A 15,387-nucleotide genomic window follows, 5' to 3' on the forward strand; every position below is an offset into this window, starting at 1 on the left:
CAACGACTCCCGGAGAACCCCATGACTGCCACTGAAGACCGGCGCGGCACCAGCGCCCACAGCCCCGACCTCGACTGGAGCCAGGTCCGCGAGACCGTGCTGATGCTCGAACTGGCCGTCGGCCAGATCGAATCCGCCCTCAAGGAGGGCAACAGCTCGGTGGAGGTCCTCACCGACTCCTTCACCTCGATGGCCGGCTACATGCGCATGATGGGCTCGGCCCTCGAGCAGCTGCCCGACACCCCGGCCACCGCCCAGCTCAAGGAGTCCCTGATCGGCCACGCCGGCGAAGTGGCCGGCCGCGTGCAGCGCTCCATCGTCGCCTTCCAGTTCTACGACAAGCTCAGCCAGCGCCTCGCCCACGTCTCCCACAGCCTGCAGGCCCTCGGCACCCTGGTCACCGACCAGCGCAAGCTCTACAACCCCTTCGAGTGGGTCGCGCTGCAGGAGAAGATCCGCGCCAAATACTCCACCCGCGAGGAGATCGAGATGTTCAACGCGGTGATGCAGGGCGTGCCGGTGCACGAGGCCCTCGAAACCTATAAGGCCGAGATGAAGGACAAGGGCGACGACGTCGAATTGTTCTGAGACATGCAAATGGCGCTACGGCGCGGATCGTGCGCGTCATTCCGCTGCTCGCCGTGCTGCGGTGCGGCGCCGCTCCCCATGGCGCGCCCGGGCCGCTCGCGGCGTGTTCCTTGCATGTTCTGGCGGGTATCGGGTTGTCTTTCCGGCGGGCCGTTTTGTAAGCGGAAGATATTCCCGGTGGGCCGCGCTTCATGCCGTCGTGCAAAGGCCGTACACTGCGCGGATCGTTGTTTCCACCCAGCCTGGCCTGCCGCAATGCCATCCGTCATTCATTTTTCCGACCCTGCCCCCGATCCCGTCGAAGACCGTCCGGCGCTGAGCCGGGCGATCGGCACGCCGCCCCTGCGGCTGACCTCCGAACGCTACAGCGCCGAGGACGGCGCCCTGTCCGTCGGCGACTGGGAATGCGAGCCCGGCGCCTGGCGGATCGCCTTCCATCCGGGGCGCCACGAGTTCTTCCAGGTGCTCTCCGGCCGCCTGCGCATCATCGATACGGCGGACAACGCACGGGAGTTCGGGCCGGGCGACGCGGGCGTCATCCCGGCGGGTTTCATCGGCACCTTCGAGGTGATCGAGCGCGTCAGGAAGCGCTACGTGATGCTCGACCGGGCCTGAGCCCGGCCTGGGCCGGGCCGGATCGAGGCCCGGAAGCTTGCGCTCAGCGGGCCGCGGCGGCCTCGGCGACAAAGACCTCGATGCGGCGGTTCCTGGCGCGGCCGGCCTCGCTGCCGTTGTCGGCGACGGGCTCCCGCGAGCCACGGCCGGCGATCTCGATGCGGCCCTGGGCCACGCCGCGGTCGGTCAGGTAGTCGCGGGCGCTGGCGGCGCGGTCCAGCGACAGCGGGTTGTTGATCGCGTCCGAGCCCTTGCTGTCGGTGTGGCCGATGATGCGCACGTTGGTGGCCGGGTTGTCCTTGAGGGTCTGGGCGAAGCGGTCGAGGATGGGGCGCATCTGCGGCTTGATCGCCGCCTTGCCGCTGTCGAAGGAGATGTCGCTCGGGATCTCGAGCTTCAGCTGGTTGTCGGCGGTGCGCGTCACGTCCACGCCGGTGCCGGCGGTGGCCTGGGCCATGGCCTGGCGCTGGGCCTCCATGTGCTGGGACCACACATAGCCGCCGAGGGCGCCGACGCCGGCTCCGATGGCCGCGTCCCGGCCGGTCTTGTTGCCGCCGGTGGCCTTGCTGATCACCGCCCCGCCGAGCGCGCCGATGCCGGCGCCGAGGGCGGTGTTGCGCTGGGTTTCGGTCATGTTGGCGCAGGCGCCCAGGACCAGGGAAGAGAGCAGGGTAAGCAGGACGAGGCGTGATCGCATCAGGTTTCTCCGTGGGGGTTCAAGAGGGGATGGTCCGGGATCGGACCGCCGCCGGCGCGGAAGGTGCCCGGGGCGGCATCAGGCCGGGCCCGCCGGCGGGCCCGCGTCGGGCTGCTGGACCCGCAGCACGCAGGCGCCGAACAGGAAGATCTGCGCCGACCAGTATATCCACACCAGGATCGCGGCCAGCGAGCCGGCGGCGCCGTAGGCCGACGCCACGCCGGTGCGCGCCAGGTACAGGGCGATGAGGTAGCGCCCCACCGCGAACAGCCCGGTGATGACGGCCGCGGCGGGCAGCGCGTCGCGCCAGCGGATGCCCTGCCGGGGCGCCAGCCGGGCCAGCAGCAGCGCGAACAGGGCGGCGCTGGCCGCGTTGACCAGTAGCAGGTCGACGGCGCCGGCGAGCGCCCCGTACCAGGCGTGGCCCGCGCCGAACCAGGCCAGCGCGGCGCTCAGCGCCGCCTCGGCCATCAGCGTGATGGCGAGCAGGAAGCCGACGCCCAGGGCCAGCGCGAAGCCCGTCAGGCGCCCGATGACGAGCCCGCGCAGGCCGGCCGTCGGTGCCTCGTCGGCGCCCCACAGGCGCCGAAGGGCCGCCTGCAGTTCGAGGAACACCGCGCTGGCGCCCACCACCGTGGTGCCGATGGCAATCCAGGCGGCGATGCCGGGGCCGGTGACCCGGGCCAGCGCCGCGTCGGCGAGGGATTTCATGGCCTTGGCCTCGGATTCGCCGAAGAAACGCTCCAGATAGGCGTAGATCGCCGCGTGGGCTTCGTCGGTGCCGAGCAGCAGGGCCACCCCGGCGGTCACCACCACCAGCAGCGGCGCCAGCGAGAACAGGGTGTAGAAGGCCACCGCCGCCCCGTGGCGCGGGCCGTCGCGGCCGATGAAGCGCCGGCCGGCGGGCAGCAGGCAGCCGCCCAGGCCCCTCCAGCCGCGAGTCTCAGCGGCCATGGGAAGCCCCCGCTCGTCGTGCCTGCCAGCCGTTGTCCGGGGCCATAGTGGTTCTCCTTGACGGTCGCGGCGCTGCCGCCGCGATGCCTGCATTCTAGCGCCGTCCGCCATGGGGACCGCGCCCGAGTACAGCATGATGGACTATGCTCCGGGTGTAGCCCCGCCGGCGGGGCGGGCAACGAACAGGGAGATCCGCGATGACCGTGTCCATCCCCGAAACCATGCGCGCGATGGTACTCCACCGCCCCGGCGAGGCGCTGCGCCTGGAGATCCGCCCGGTGCCCCGGCCCGGGCCCGGCCAAGTGCTGCTGCGGGTCGAGGCCTGCGGGGTGTGCCGCACCGACCTGCACCTCATCGACGGCGAGCTCCCCGACCCGCGGCTGCCCATCATCCCCGGCCATGAGATCGTCGGCCGGGTGGCGGCCTTGGGCGAGGGTGTCGCCGGTTTCGTCCCGGGCCAGCGCATCGGCGTGCCCTGGCTCGGCTGGACCTGCGGCCATTGCCGCTACTGCCTGAGCAGCCGTGAGAACCTCTGCGATGCGGCCCGCTTCACCGGCTACCAGATCGACGGCGGTTACGCCGACTACACGCTGGCGGACGCCCGCTATTGCTTTCCGCTGGCGGATGCCGCGGTTCAGGCGGCCACGCAGGCCCCGCTGCTGTGCGCCGGCCTCATCGGCTATCGGGCGCTGCGCCTCGCCGAGGGAGCGGAGCGGGTGGGCATCTACGGCTTCGGCGCGGCGGCGCACATCGTGGCCCAGGTGGTCCGTCACCAGGGCCACCGCTTCTACGCCTTCACCCGGCCGGGGGACGTGGACAGCCAGGCCTTCGCGCGGGCCCTCGGCGCGGCCTGGGCCGGCGAGGCGGGCCAGGCGCCGCCCGAGGCCCTCGACGCGGCGATCATCTTCGCCCCCGCCGGCCCGCTGGTGCCGGCGGCCCTCAAGCAGCTCGAGAAGGGGGGCCGCCTCGTCTGCGCCGGCATCCACATGAGCGACATCCCGGGCTTCCCGTATGCCGACCTGTGGGGCGAGCGCAGCATCCGCTCGGTGGCCAACCTCACCCGCCAGGACGGCCTCGAGTTCCTCGCCCTCGCGCCGCGCATCCCGGTGCAGACGTCGGTGACGGTCTTTCCCCTCGAAGAGGCCAACGCGGCGCTCCTGCGGCTGCGGCGGGGCGCGCTGCAGGGGGCGGCGGTGCTGGAGATGGGGCGCGGTTAGCCGGCCGGCGGCCGGGCTGGGCTATGCTTGGCGGCCGACCACCGGGGCCCGCCCCTTTCCGGAACCGCCAGATGCCTGCTTCTCCGCCCCCACGTCCGTCCCGCCCTGCCGCCCGCGCCGGCGGCTGGATCCTGCCGGCGCTGTTCTGGACCGGCCTCATTGTGCTCGGCACCGCCGCGGCGAGCTGGTGGCTGGGCTCGCCACGGGGCAGCAAGGCCTTCGAGGTGATCGACGGCGACGTGCTGGAGCTGCGCCTCGGGCGGGGCGGCCACTATGAGGTCGGTGGTGCGGTGGCGGCGGTGCCGGTGCGCTTCATCGTCGATACCGGGGCCAGCCTGACCTCCATCCCCCAGGCGCTGGGCGAGCGGATCGGCATCCGCGCCTGCCCGGCCGTGGGCTTCGACCTGAGCCGCGACGACGAGCCGGGCTGTTGCCGTCCGGAGGTCTTCCGCACCGCCAACGGCAGCGTCGAGGCCTGTGTCGCGCGGGTGCCGTCGGTCCGCTTCGGGGCCTTCGAGCTGCGCAACCCGCGGGTGGCGGTGATGCCCGGCATGGACGGGCAGGCCCTGCTGGGAATGGATGTGCTGCGGCATTTCAGCCTGAGCCAGGAGGGTGGCCGCCTGAGGATCTCGCGGGCGGCGCGCTGACCTGCCACCGCATCTCTGCGGGCAGACACAGAGGCGGCGGCGGAGGTTACACTAGCGGTGCGACAAGGACGCGGCGGGACTGCCGGCCAACCCTCGGCAGGCCAGTCCGGGTTTGAGAAAGCTCAAGCCACGTCGATCCCGGTTCGCATAGGCTGCAATCTCGACAAGGGCGCGCCAAGCGCTCAATCCCTCGCCACAAAAAAGGAGAACCCTATGACCTCGTCGAACGTTAACCTCGAGCAGGCTCCGCTCGACAACTTTTCCGAATGCCACTCCGGCATCGTGCGCCACCTGAACGATCTGGACAGCCTGGTTCCGCTGCTCGAACCGGCCCGCCAGGCCCACAAGCTCGCCGCTGAGGCGGTGCGCTTCTTCCGTGCCTCGATCTTCGAGCACCACAACGAGGAAGAGAAGGACCTCTTCCCGGCCGTGCTGGCCAACGCCAACGCCGGCGAGGAGCGCAACAAGGCCCAGGAGGCCGTCGACCGCCTCGTCCGCGAGCATCGCCACCTGGAGTCCGTGTGGGCCAAGCTGCAGCCCCAGCTCGAATCCATCGCCCACGGCGGCGCCGGTGACGTGGACGTCGAGGCGATCAGGATGCTGGTGACCAACTACCAGGCCCACGCCAGGTACGAGGAAGACGTCTTCCTGCCGCTGGCCAAGACCGTGCTGGGCCGCCAGGGCGAGCACATGGCCGCGCTGGGCCTGCGCATCCACATGCGCCACACCCCGGTGCAGGTCACGCCGTTCTGATGACCTGAGCGGGCCTGGCCCGCTCCCCCGTACCGCCGACGCGGTGGCTGGGCTTCACGCCCGCCACCGCGTTTTTGTTTTCATGGGGTGTGATGTCGTGTTGCGGCCCTGCTGATTGCAGCTCGGGTCTGGAGTGCGTGGGTTAAAAAATGCTTTTTGAGTTTTTTGATGTCATGGTGGTATATTGTATGTAATTTCATACAGTCTCAAGGGGTGGTGGTTTGTTAGGTCAGAGGGCGAAATCCATGCTCGGCTCGAGTCGTGCAAAGGCGGGTGACGCTCGATCGCTGCCGGGTAGGATCATCGGGCTGGCAGGCGTCATTGCGCTGGCATGTCTGTCCGCGTTGTCGACGTCGGCGTCGGCCCAGCGTGATTCGCGCGATCAAGTGCCCGGCCTCGCACTGGTCGTGCCGGCAGGCAGCCACCTGAGCCTACAACGTAAGGCTTTCGAGTATGGGTTTTTCTGGGGGGCACCGGTTGCTGCCTTCCCCAAGTCGGCTACCGGAGTCACGGTGGTGAGCAAGACTGGCGGAGTCATCGACATTACGCCTGAGGCCATCTCCCAATCCTTTGACGATGACCGGATCCTGCACGCCCTGCAGCGTCCCGGTATGACGAAACGGCTGGAATGGACTTCTGCCGTCAGTGTCGCCGGCGGGGCGGTCGTGTCGTTGGCGAGCGTCTGGCAGAGCAGGGACGGCGAATCGACAATGACTATGGGCGAGTTCGTGGTGATCCGGCACGATGCAGCGCGCAAGCTCGACCGTGGCTTCGGAAAAGAAGGGCTCCAGCGGATTTCATCCCGGGCAAACGGCTTGGGAATTCTCGTACCCGCGCGTGTCGTTGCCCTGTCGAGTGGAAGGCTGGCCGTCCTGGGTTACTTGCTGGATGAAGCCTCCAGCTACGCCCGGATTTTCGTGATCCGTCTGGACGCCGATGGAGTCATCGACCGAAAGTTTGGTAAGAATGGAATGCTGGTGCTGGGAGCGACGCCTGATATTGCACCCCCGTTTATCCCGGAAGACATGCCGGTTGTCGCGTTGGATGATGACGGATTGGCCGTCGTGACGGTCTCGGGTGATGGCGTCGATACCTGGCCCGTTACCTGGATGAATTTTATCGACAAGACAGGAGCGATTGTCCGTCGTGTGGGGTATGACAAAATCCGGGTGGACCGGTCGGGTTATGGTGGGATCTTTGTCCCCTCCGTGCTGCGGCGGGCTCCGGACGGCGGCTTCTACCTTGGTGGCGTGACTGGCGCCTCTGCATGCGGCGTCGTGCGGTTGACCAAGGCGCACGCAGTGGATGCGTCATTCGGGACGCAGGGGGTGTTCCGCTTTCTCCCGGCAGGTTCTGTGAATTGTCGGATGTCGGATGTCCTGGTGTCGGGAAAGACGATATACGTTTCCGGCTATCGGGAAAGGAGGGATGACAAGGACGGGATCTTCGTCGATTTTTTCATCACCCACATCGATGCAGAGCGTGCCGAAATGAATGGCGCAAAGCTCCCCATGGATTTCACCGCGGCAAGCAGGGACCTGCGCATACAAACGAGTCACGGGGTCAATCTGGTTCCGCTGTCCGACGGAGTGATCGCCGCTGTCTATCACTGTGAATTCGTGACCGATCAGAAACGTGGGGGGTGTTCTGGGGGAAACGTGGTGAAATTCTCGGTCCGGAAAAGTCGTTGAGCATGCCGCGATCGGTCTGTGACACCGTTTCAGCCCTGTGCCGGTGGTGAGCCGGGGAGTGGGTTGTGACGGGCTGCCGAGCAGCAGCCCGGTGCCGTGGGTCAGGCCTTGCCCAGCCTGCCCTGGGCCTCGTCGGCGCTTTCGTAGAGGCGGGGTGTGATCTGCTGCCTCGCCAGCGCCTCGCCGAGCTTCATGCGCAGGAAGGTGTTGGAGGTGTAGCGGGTCACGTCGTGGTAGTGGCGCGCCATGACGTCCTTGACCATCGAGATGTAGTCGTCCACCAGCTCCGGGACGATGGAGAAGCGGTCGTAATTGACCACCGCGTTCACCTTGTGGCCGACGCCGCGCAGGCGGTTCTCGACGCCGTCGCGGATGCGCGTCACGTCGGCGGGGCTGCGCACCGCGAGGCCGCTGAAATCCACGAAGAACAGGTTCTGGGCCGGGTCGTAGGCGAGGCGTTCGGCGAGCGGGCGTTCGAGCAGGTCGGGGCGCAGGTGCATCGGCCCGTCGGCGAAGATGCGCGGGTCCATCGGCGCGGGCTCGCCGCGGATGACCGGCCGGAAGTCCATGTGGGCCAGGATGTCCCGTTCGAGGTCGATGCCCGGCGCGATCTCGGTGAGCTCGAGGCCGTCGGGGCCGAGGCGGAAGACGCAGCGTTCGGTGACGTAGAGCACCTGCTTGCCCCATTTGGCGGCCTGGGGGCCGCTGAAGGTGCGGTGCTCGACCTCCTCGACGAACTTGCGGGCCTTGCCGTCCTCGACGATCGCCAGCCGGCCGTCGCGCACGGCGATGTCCAGGTTGCCGGCGGTGAAGGTGCCCACGAAGACCACCTTCTTGGCGTTCTGGGAGATGTTGATGAAGCCGCCGGCGCCCGCCAGCCGCGGGCCGAAGCGCGACACGTTGAGGTTGCCCTGGCGGTCGGCTTGGGCGAGGCCGAGGAAGGCGATGTCGAGGCCGCCGCCGTCGTAGAAGTCGAACTGGCTGGGCTGGTCGATGATGGCCTGGGCGTTGATCGCCGCGCCGAAGCTGAGGCCGCCGGCCGGCACGCCGCCGATCACGCCGGGCTCGGCGGTGAGGGTCATCAGGTCGATGATCTGCTCTTCGGCGGCCACGTTGCCGATGCCTTCGGGCATGCCGATGCCGAGGTTCACCACCGCGTTGGCCTTCAGCTCCAGCGCCGCCCGGCGGGCGATGATCTTGCGTTCGCTCATCGGCATCGGTGCGATGGTGGACATCGGCACCCGGATCTCGCCGGCGTAGGCCGGGTTGTACTGATCGACGAAGGTCTGCATGTGGTATTCGGGCTTCTCGGCCACCACCACGCAGTCCACCAGCAGGCCGGGGATCTTGACCTGGCGCGGGTTGAGGGTGCCCCGGTCGGCGATGCGCTCGACCTGGGCGATCACCAGGCCGCCGGAGTTGCGGGCGGCCATCGCGATGGCCTGGGCTTCGAGGGTGAGCGCCTCCTTCTCCATCGTGATGTTGCCGTCCGGGTCGGCGGTGGTGCCGCGGATGATCCCCACGTGGATCGGGAAGGCCTTGTAGAAGAGGTATTCCTCGCCGTCGATCTCCATCACCCGGACGATGTCGGCGGTGGTCCGGTCGTTGAGCTTGCCGCCGCCGAAGCGCGGGTCGACGTAGGTGCCGAGGCCGACCCGGGTGATGGTGCCCGGCTTGCCGGCGGCGATGTCGCGGAACAGGTGGGTGATCACGCCCTGGGGCAGGTTGTAGGCCTCGATGCGGTTGCTCACCGCGAGCTGCTGCAGCTTGGGCACCAGGCCCCAGTGGCCGCCGATCACCCGCCCGACCAGGCCGTCGTGGCCCAGGTGGTTGAGGCCGCGCGCCTTGCCGTCGCCCTGGCCGCCGGCATACACAAGGGTCAGGTTGCGCGGGCTGGCGGCGCTCTGCCTGTCGGCCTCTCCGCCTTCGAGAAAACGTTCCTCTAGGGCGACCGCGATGTTCTCGGGAAAGCCGATGCCGACGAAGCCGCCGGTGGCGACGGTGTCGCCGTCCTGGATCAGGCGGACGGCCTCGCGGGCGGAGACGATCTTGCCGGTATCGGACGCCAGCAGGGATTCGGCGATCGGGTGGCGGGACTGGGACATGGCGGGTCTCCTCGCGGTTCTTTATGGGCGCCTGGGCCGCAGCGGCGGACGACGCGTTTTGGGGGAGTATTCGGAGATTCGCGTGGCTTGGCAAGGGTGAGGGGGCGCCGTCCCGGCCCCGAAAAGCCCGAGGCCCCTGCGCGGAGGGGCCTCGGGGCTGGCGGGCTGGCGGATCAGCGCTGGCGCCGGCGTACCGCCGCCAGGCCGGCCAGACCGAGGCCGATCAGCGCGAAGCTGGCGGGCTCGGGGATCGGCGCGACGTAGTCGCCCAGCTCGGCGGCGCTGAGGGTATAGGCGTGCAGCACGCCCGGCAGCAGGCGGTAGCTGCCGTCGCCGGGTACCGCGCTGGCGGCGCCGGTGCACCCGGTGGTCTGGCCCAGCGGGCACTGGATGGCGCCGAGGTAGGGGTCGGCGTCGGTGAAGCGGAAGTACACGTCGAACTGCTCGCCGCTGTCGTTCTGGGTCACGCTGTAGTCGTTGTCGGTGCCGGCCAGCAGCAGGTAGTCGCCGTTGGCGAGGCGCGGGCCGATGGCGAGGCCTTCCCACTTCTCGGGCGATTTGTTGCCCAGCGCGGCGAGGGTGTTGGCGTCGAGGTCGAGCACCTTGGCCGATTTGCTTACCGGCGTGTAGCTGGCGCCGGGGGCGTCGAGGTCGATGGCGCTCACGTCGGTCGCGCCGGTGAGGTCGATGCGATACACCTCCTTGTCGGCGGTGGTGAGGGTGGCGCCGACGCCGACGCCGCGATTGTTGCGCTCGAGCACGTAGAACTCGTGGTCGTTGATCGCCACCAGCGCCGAGATGCCCTGGCCCTGGCCGCTGCGCTTCATCGCGTAGGCGTACTGGCCGACGGCCTGGCCGGTGGTGGTGTCGAACTTGACGATGCGGTTGATCGAGCCGTTGCCGCCGCCTTCGTCGAGCATCGCGCTCTGCAGCATCGCAAAGGCGAACTTGCCGTCCGGGCTGATGGCCAGGCCCTCGAAGCCGCGGTTGGTGCGCTTGCCGGCCACGTTGCCGCTGTCGCTGGCGAAGTTGGGGCTGCCCGCGGCGTCGCGGGGGACGAGGTTGGCCGGCGTGGTGAAGGTGCGGAGCAGCTCGCCGCTGCGGCTGAACTCGCGCACTGCCGGGCCGTATTCGTCGGACACCAGGAAGGTGCTGGTCTTCGGGTTGATCACCAGGCCCTCGGGGTCGAAGGCCCGGCCGAGGCTGCCGGCCGGGGTGGGCGCGATCCCGTCGAGGGGCTGGCCGGCGCTCTTGAAGACCACCGTCTCGGCGATCCGGAAGTTGCTGATGGCGCCGGTGGCGGCGTTGACGTCCAGCGTGAAGCGCTGCATCCGGGTGTCGTAGTGCAGCGTGCCGCCGCCGGGGCCGCGGTCGGACAGGCCCCACCATTCGTTGCGGTTGGGGTCGTAGTAGATGTCGGAGAAGAACCCGACCCGGCCGTTGTTGACGCTGGTGCCGCCCGACAGGTCGAGCGTGGCCCCGTCGATGGCGAGGCCATTGACGAAGGCGGGGGCGGCGCTGGCGGCGCCGGAGAGCAGGACGCCGAGGGCGGCGGCGAGTGTCTTGAGTTTCATGTCACGGTTTCCATCGGGGTCATTGCAGAAGACCCGGATGGATCTCCCGTTCCTCAGGGGCTGACAGCCTGAGGGGCGCGGAGATTAGAGGGCAGCAATGTTGCCTGGGCGTGACGGAGACCGGACGGAGTGCCCAGTTTGGGGGCGCGCGGGTGAGCCCGCCATGGCTGTCGTCCGGCGCGGTGATCCGGTGAATGGCCCGCCGGTGGCGCGGGCCGCGTCTCAGTTTTCTTCGAGCCGGTAATTGCCGTCCTTGTCGAACTTGACGTTGGCGTCGAGGAAGTAGGCTTCGACGGGCAGCTTCTTCTCCTTGATGAGGTCGTAGGCGTCGCCGCTGCGGGCGCCGCTGGTGCAGAAGAAGACGATCGGCCTGCCCTTCGGGAGTTCGTCGAGGCTGTCCTCGAGGGCGTCGATGGGGATGTTGATCGCGCCCTTGATGGTGGCGGCGCGGAACTGCTTTTCGGCGCGCACATCCACCAGGTGGATGGTGTCGGGGGCGTCGCGCAGGATGCGCTCGAAGGAGGCGATGGTGATGGAGCCCGCCTCCTTGCCGGCCTGGATGGTGGGCTTGGCGGCGGCCATCTCGCCGGTCGGCCCGGGGCCGTACAGCTTGGCCCACATGGGGTAGCCCTCGGGCACCACCTTGACGTTGGTGTAGCCGAGCCGCACGGCCTTCACCGCCGAATCGGAGCTCAGGCTGCAGGCCAGACCCTCGCAGTAGAAATAGAGCTCGCGGGCCTTGTCGGTGGGCAGGCGGTCGCGCAGCTTGTCGAACTGGGCGTCGGGAATGCTGATCGCGCCCGGGATGTGGCCCTTGTCGTACTTGCGCTCCTTGGGGCGGGAGTCGACGACGGTGATCGGCGCGCCGTCGTCCATCCGCTTCTTGAGGTAGGGCACCGACACGGCACCCAGGTTGCCCCTGGCGATCCAGTCGGGGTAGCCCTCCGCGTACACCTTGATGTTGGTGTAGCCCAGCCGCTCCGCCTTGAAGGCGGACTGGTGGCTGAGCATGCAGTCGACCCCCTCGCAGTAGAAGATCAGCAGCTGGTTCTTGTCGGCGGGGAGGAGGTCGACGAGCTTGTCGAACTGGCCGTCGGGGATGTTGATGGCGGTGGGGATGTGGCCCCGGTCGTATTTGCGGGCGGCGGGGCGGGAATCGACGATGGTCACGCCTTCCGGCTTCGGCAGCACGGCATAGCCGGCGACAAAGGCGCCATCCACCCGGTGGCCATACCAGCCCTCCCTGGCTGCGGTGGCGGGCGCATCCGCCGCGAAGGCGCTGGTCGCCAGCGGGCCGGGGGCGGAGCAACAGAGCGCGGCGAGGAGGGCGGCGATGGTGGCGCTGCGGGTCAGTCTCATGGCGATACCCCTTTCCGGTCGGCGGTGACGATGGATTCATTCTAGGCCGCTGCCCCGGCGGCCCGCTGATCCACGTCAACGGCCGCGGGGGCCTACCTGACGATGGCGGTGACGATGTCCACGTCCCGTTCGGCAGCCCGCCCCGACGCCGGCGGCACGGGCGGCGGCGCGGTGGTCTGCGCGGCCGGCTGCTCCAGGGCCGGGCGGGCAGGGGCCGTGCGGAGGGGGGCGGCCGTGGTCTGGAGCGCCGGGCGGGCGGAGGGAGGCCGGGCGGTTTCGGCGGCGGGCGGCACGCTCCCGGTTGGCGCGGGGGCCGGGGCGGGTGGGGGCGGCGAGACTTCGCGGATGATCGCGCCGCCGCCCGCGACGGGGGTGGCGCCCGGGGGGGCTGGGGGTGAAGGGGTCGCGGCGACGGGGGCCGGGCGCCCGCCGGGCGATGGCGGTAGGGCGGCCGGCGGCGGGGCCTGCCGGACCGCCAGGAAACCGCCGCCAAGCAGCACCAGCAGGGCCAGGGGCAGGCCCCATGTCCAGGGGCCGGCGGGGCCGCGGGGGGCGGAGGGCAGCCGGACCCGGCCGGGGTTGAGGTCGCTCAGGATGCTCACGGCCGGCTGCGGGCCGCCGGTGGCGAGCCCGGGGGGCTCCGCGCGCTGCCCCGGGGGAGTGATTGGACGGATCATCGCGTTTTCCGATTACACATAAAATCCAATTGTATTAAACTTGAAGGACGTCGCCATAATCATTCGGGTTTTCCGGGCCGCGTTGGCACCCCGCCCCCTGCACCCCATCATCGCCCATGCATCAGTTCGCCCTCCTTCTTTCCGCCGCCGGCGTGCCGGGCCCGACGCGGCCCGGTGCCGGCCGTCGGCCCTGGGCCGGAGGGGCCGGGCAGCGGGGGACGCGGCCGGAGTGCCGGCCGTGATCGTGTATGGCGTCTTCGCCGCTTTCCTCGTCGTCGCGGGCGGGGTGCTGCTGTGCGTATTCCCGGACCGGCGGGCCCGTCTGGCCGATGCCTGGCGGGGCTGGGCGGTGGCGGGCGGGGCGCCGGTGTCGCGCTTCTCGCGGCGGCTCGGCGGTGCCATGGCGGCGCATCCCGCGCAGCTCGCCGGGGCCCTGCTGCTGCTCGCGGCGCCCACCCTGCTGGTGTTCGGCCTGCGCGGGCCGGCGATCTTCGATTTCGGCGATGCGGAGCGGATGACCGAGCGGCAGATCGCGATCCTCCTCGAAGGCGAGCAGCTCGTGCCGCCGCCGCCCCTGCCGCCGGCGGTGTTCACCACCCGGGAGGTCGAGCAGCTGCGGCCCGGCATCGTCCATGCCAGCCGCAACTGGCGGCTGCTGGACGCCGAGTTCACCCAGCGCCTGCTGGTCGTCTTCAAGCTGATGGAGGAGCGCCACGGCTACCGCATGGCCCTGATCGAGGGCTATCGCAGCCCCGAGCGGCAGGCCCGCCTGTTCGAGCAGGGCAGCCACGTGACCCAGGCGCGGGCCAACATGAGCTACCACCAGCACGGTCTGGCCGCCGACCTGGCCTTCTTCCGCGACGGCAAGGTCGTGATCTCCGAGCGCGACCCCTGGGCCATGCGCGGCTACCAGCTCTACGGCGAGATCGCCGAGCAGGTCGGCCTCACCTGGGGCGGGCGCTGGAAGATGCGCGACCTCGGGCACGTCGAGCTGCGCCGCAAGGGCGTGCTGGGTCGGGCCTCGGCGCCGCCGGAGCCGGCGGTCTCCGCGCCGGCCGGCGCGGCGGCGGGTCCCGAGGTCGATTGAGGCCCCCATGCGTCGACACGTCAGCCTTGTCGCCCGCCCGGGCTTCACCACTCGCCGCGCCACGAGGAGGCGGATATGGGAATTCTGAAACCCAAGGAGGTCGGCAGCGGTCTGCTCGCCACCGCCCTGCTCTGGAGCCTGATGCTCGGCTGGTGGCTGGCGGACGGCCAGAATCCGACGCCCGCCGAGCTGCTCGTCGATCTCGGCGTGCTGCCGCTGATCCTGATCGGCGGTTTTTTCCTGCTCCGGGGGGTCGTCGGGCAGCGGCTGGCGCCCTGGCCCGGCCCCGCCCCGGCATTGCCGCCGGCCGGCTCGGCTGGCCTTGCGCAGGCGGCGTTCGTGGGCGTGTGCCGGCAGGTGGTCGTCCCGGAGGGCGATCTCGCCCTGAACCTGCTCGACGCCTTCGTGGTCGCGCCGGGGGGGCGTTCCGGCGCAGCGCTGCTGTCGGCCATCGCGTCCGGGAGGGGGGCCAGGCTGCGCCGGCTGGAGGGCGCGGGCGGTCCGCCCGGTGTCGCCGAGGTCGAGGGCCTGGATGTGGAGGCCTTCGCCGAGCGCCTGCAGAGCGGTGTTCCGGCCCAGGAGGCCTGGCTCGCCAGTGATGAGCTGCTGCGCAGCCTGGCCCTGCTGGACGTCGTGCTGGGGGATGCCGTCGCGCGCCTGGAAGGGCTCGCCGGCGCTTCCCGGCTGCCCGTGCGCTGCGTCTGCCTGGTGCCGGCGCACTGGGAGGCGGCCCATTACCCGTGGCTGCACGGCTGGCTGCAGCGCACCTATCTCGCCGGTTTCGCCCCGGGCCGCTGCGAGCTCTCGCTGGTGCCGGTGGCCGATGGTCCGGCCGCGCTGGCCTATGTCGACGAGCTGTGCCTGGCCCTGAACCGCGAGCCGGGGGCGGGGCGTCTGGTGCTGCTGGCCTCGGCGGTGTCGGCCCTCGACCGGCGCATCCTGGCCGGCTGGGCCGCGCGGCATCCCGGCGGGCAGCGGCCTGGTGAATGCGCGGCGGCGCTCCTGTTGACCCGCGCAGGGCGGGTGCCGCAGCTGCCGGTTGCCGAGGGCGCGGTGGCGCAGATCGGCCGGCTCGTCGTCAGCCCGCGGGGCGGAGGTGCCGAGGCCGACGGCCAGTTTCCAGGCCGGCTGGGCGGTGTGCCGCCGGGGGGCCTCGTGTGCGACGGCGCACATCTGGCGGCCGGCGGCGCCGCATTTCCGGCCACGCTCGCGCACCTCGATCCGCGGCACGACTGCCTGGCCACCGGCAGCGTCGTCGGTCTTGCCCCGCCAGCCGGCGCGCTGGTGGCCCTGGCCTGTGCCGCCAGCCGCGTCGGAGCCGGCCCGGTGCTGTGCCTCAGCATCCCGCACGAACACCGGTGGGCGGCCCTGCCTGTCCGGCCCCTGGCCGTGGCCTCACCCGCCGCGCCCCTCCGTACCTGAC

The 15,387-nt window shown here is 70.2% G+C and carries 14 protein-coding genes; 8 read left to right on the forward strand and 6 right to left on the reverse strand.

What is annotated here, in order from left to right:
* Nucleotides 1–21: 21 nt before the first annotated feature.
* Nucleotides 22–588 carry a hypothetical protein gene (locus tag ACE3OU_RS08640; protein ID WP_374241147.1) on the forward strand — a complete coding sequence of 189 codons (567 nt, stop codon included), beginning with the start codon at nucleotides 22–24 and terminating at the stop codon, nucleotides 586–588.
* A 255-nt stretch (nucleotides 589–843) separates the two neighbouring features.
* On the forward strand, nucleotides 844–1,203 hold the full coding sequence (locus ACE3OU_RS08645; RefSeq protein ID WP_374241148.1) for a cupin domain-containing protein: 360 nt from the start codon (nucleotides 844–846) through the stop codon (nucleotides 1,201–1,203).
* A gap of 43 nt (nucleotides 1,204–1,246) precedes the next feature.
* Here the strand turns inward: ACE3OU_RS08645 and ACE3OU_RS08650 are convergent, their stop codons facing one another.
* Together ACE3OU_RS08650 and ACE3OU_RS08655 are read right to left on the reverse strand one after the other, a co-directional pair.
* Nucleotides 1,247–1,900, reverse strand: coding sequence for an OmpA family protein (locus ACE3OU_RS08650; protein WP_374241149.1), 654 nt, complete (start codon nucleotides 1,898–1,900; stop codon nucleotides 1,247–1,249).
* Nucleotides 1,901–1,978: 78 nt separating this feature from the next.
* Complete coding sequence (locus tag ACE3OU_RS08655; RefSeq protein ID WP_374241150.1) at nucleotides 1,979–2,854, reverse strand: YihY/virulence factor BrkB family protein; 876 nt, start codon at nucleotides 2,852–2,854, stop codon at nucleotides 1,979–1,981.
* Nucleotides 2,855–3,051: 197 nt separating this feature from the next.
* On the opposite strand from ACE3OU_RS08655, the gene ACE3OU_RS08660 reads away from it, so the two are divergent.
* The 4 genes from ACE3OU_RS08660 to ACE3OU_RS08675 all read left to right on the forward strand — a co-directional run bounded on the left by ACE3OU_RS08660 (nucleotide 3,052) and on the right by ACE3OU_RS08675 (nucleotide 7,162).
* Nucleotides 3,052–4,071, forward strand: coding sequence for a zinc-dependent alcohol dehydrogenase family protein (locus ACE3OU_RS08660; RefSeq protein ID WP_374241151.1), 1,020 nt, complete (start codon nucleotides 3,052–3,054; stop codon nucleotides 4,069–4,071).
* Nucleotides 4,072–4,142: 71 nt separating this feature from the next.
* Entirely contained in the window at nucleotides 4,143–4,718 is a 576-nt protein-coding gene (locus ACE3OU_RS08665; RefSeq protein ID WP_374241152.1) for a TIGR02281 family clan AA aspartic protease, read from the forward strand.
* A gap of 213 nt (nucleotides 4,719–4,931) precedes the next feature.
* Nucleotides 4,932–5,471, forward strand: a complete 540-nt coding sequence (locus ACE3OU_RS08670) for a hemerythrin domain-containing protein (protein ID WP_374241153.1) — start codon at nucleotides 4,932–4,934, stop codon at nucleotides 5,469–5,471.
* A 245-nt stretch (nucleotides 5,472–5,716) separates the two neighbouring features.
* Complete coding sequence (locus tag ACE3OU_RS08675) at nucleotides 5,717–7,162, forward strand: hypothetical protein (protein ID WP_374241154.1); 1,446 nt, start codon at nucleotides 5,717–5,719, stop codon at nucleotides 7,160–7,162.
* Between the two features lie 101 nt (nucleotides 7,163–7,263).
* On the opposite strand, the gene ACE3OU_RS08680 is transcribed toward ACE3OU_RS08675, so the two are convergent.
* The 4 genes from ACE3OU_RS08680 to ACE3OU_RS08695 form a co-directional block, all read right to left on the reverse strand.
* Nucleotides 7,264–9,267, reverse strand: a complete 2,004-nt coding sequence (locus ACE3OU_RS08680; protein ID WP_374241155.1) for an acyl CoA:acetate/3-ketoacid CoA transferase — start codon at nucleotides 9,265–9,267, stop codon at nucleotides 7,264–7,266.
* Between the two features lie 173 nt (nucleotides 9,268–9,440).
* Nucleotides 9,441–10,841, reverse strand: a complete 1,401-nt coding sequence (locus tag ACE3OU_RS08685; RefSeq protein WP_374241156.1) for an esterase-like activity of phytase family protein — start codon at nucleotides 10,839–10,841, stop codon at nucleotides 9,441–9,443.
* A 222-nt stretch (nucleotides 10,842–11,063) separates the two neighbouring features.
* The gene (locus ACE3OU_RS08690) at nucleotides 11,064–12,200 is read right to left on the reverse strand and encodes a rhodanese-like domain-containing protein (protein ID WP_374241157.1); all 1,137 of its coding nucleotides are present in this window, start codon (nucleotides 12,198–12,200) and stop codon (nucleotides 11,064–11,066) included.
* Between the two features lie 92 nt (nucleotides 12,201–12,292).
* Entirely contained in the window at nucleotides 12,293–12,802 is a 510-nt protein-coding gene (locus tag ACE3OU_RS08695; RefSeq protein ID WP_374241158.1) for a hypothetical protein, read from the reverse strand.
* Nucleotides 12,803–13,106: 304 nt separating this feature from the next.
* Here ACE3OU_RS08695 and ACE3OU_RS08700 point away from each other — a divergent pair, with 304 nt between their 5' ends.
* Nucleotides 13,107–13,964, forward strand: coding sequence for a M15 family metallopeptidase (locus ACE3OU_RS08700; RefSeq protein WP_374241159.1), 858 nt, complete (start codon nucleotides 13,107–13,109; stop codon nucleotides 13,962–13,964).
* Nucleotides 13,965–14,039: 75 nt separating this feature from the next.
* Entirely contained in the window at nucleotides 14,040–15,386 is a 1,347-nt protein-coding gene (locus ACE3OU_RS08705) for a hypothetical protein (RefSeq protein ID WP_374241160.1), read from the forward strand.
* Nucleotide 15,387: the final 1 nt, after the last annotated feature.

The organism is Zoogloea sp. (assembly GCF_041908905.1).
In the GTDB taxonomy this organism is placed as follows: Bacteria; Pseudomonadota; Gammaproteobacteria; order Burkholderiales; family Rhodocyclaceae; genus Zoogloea.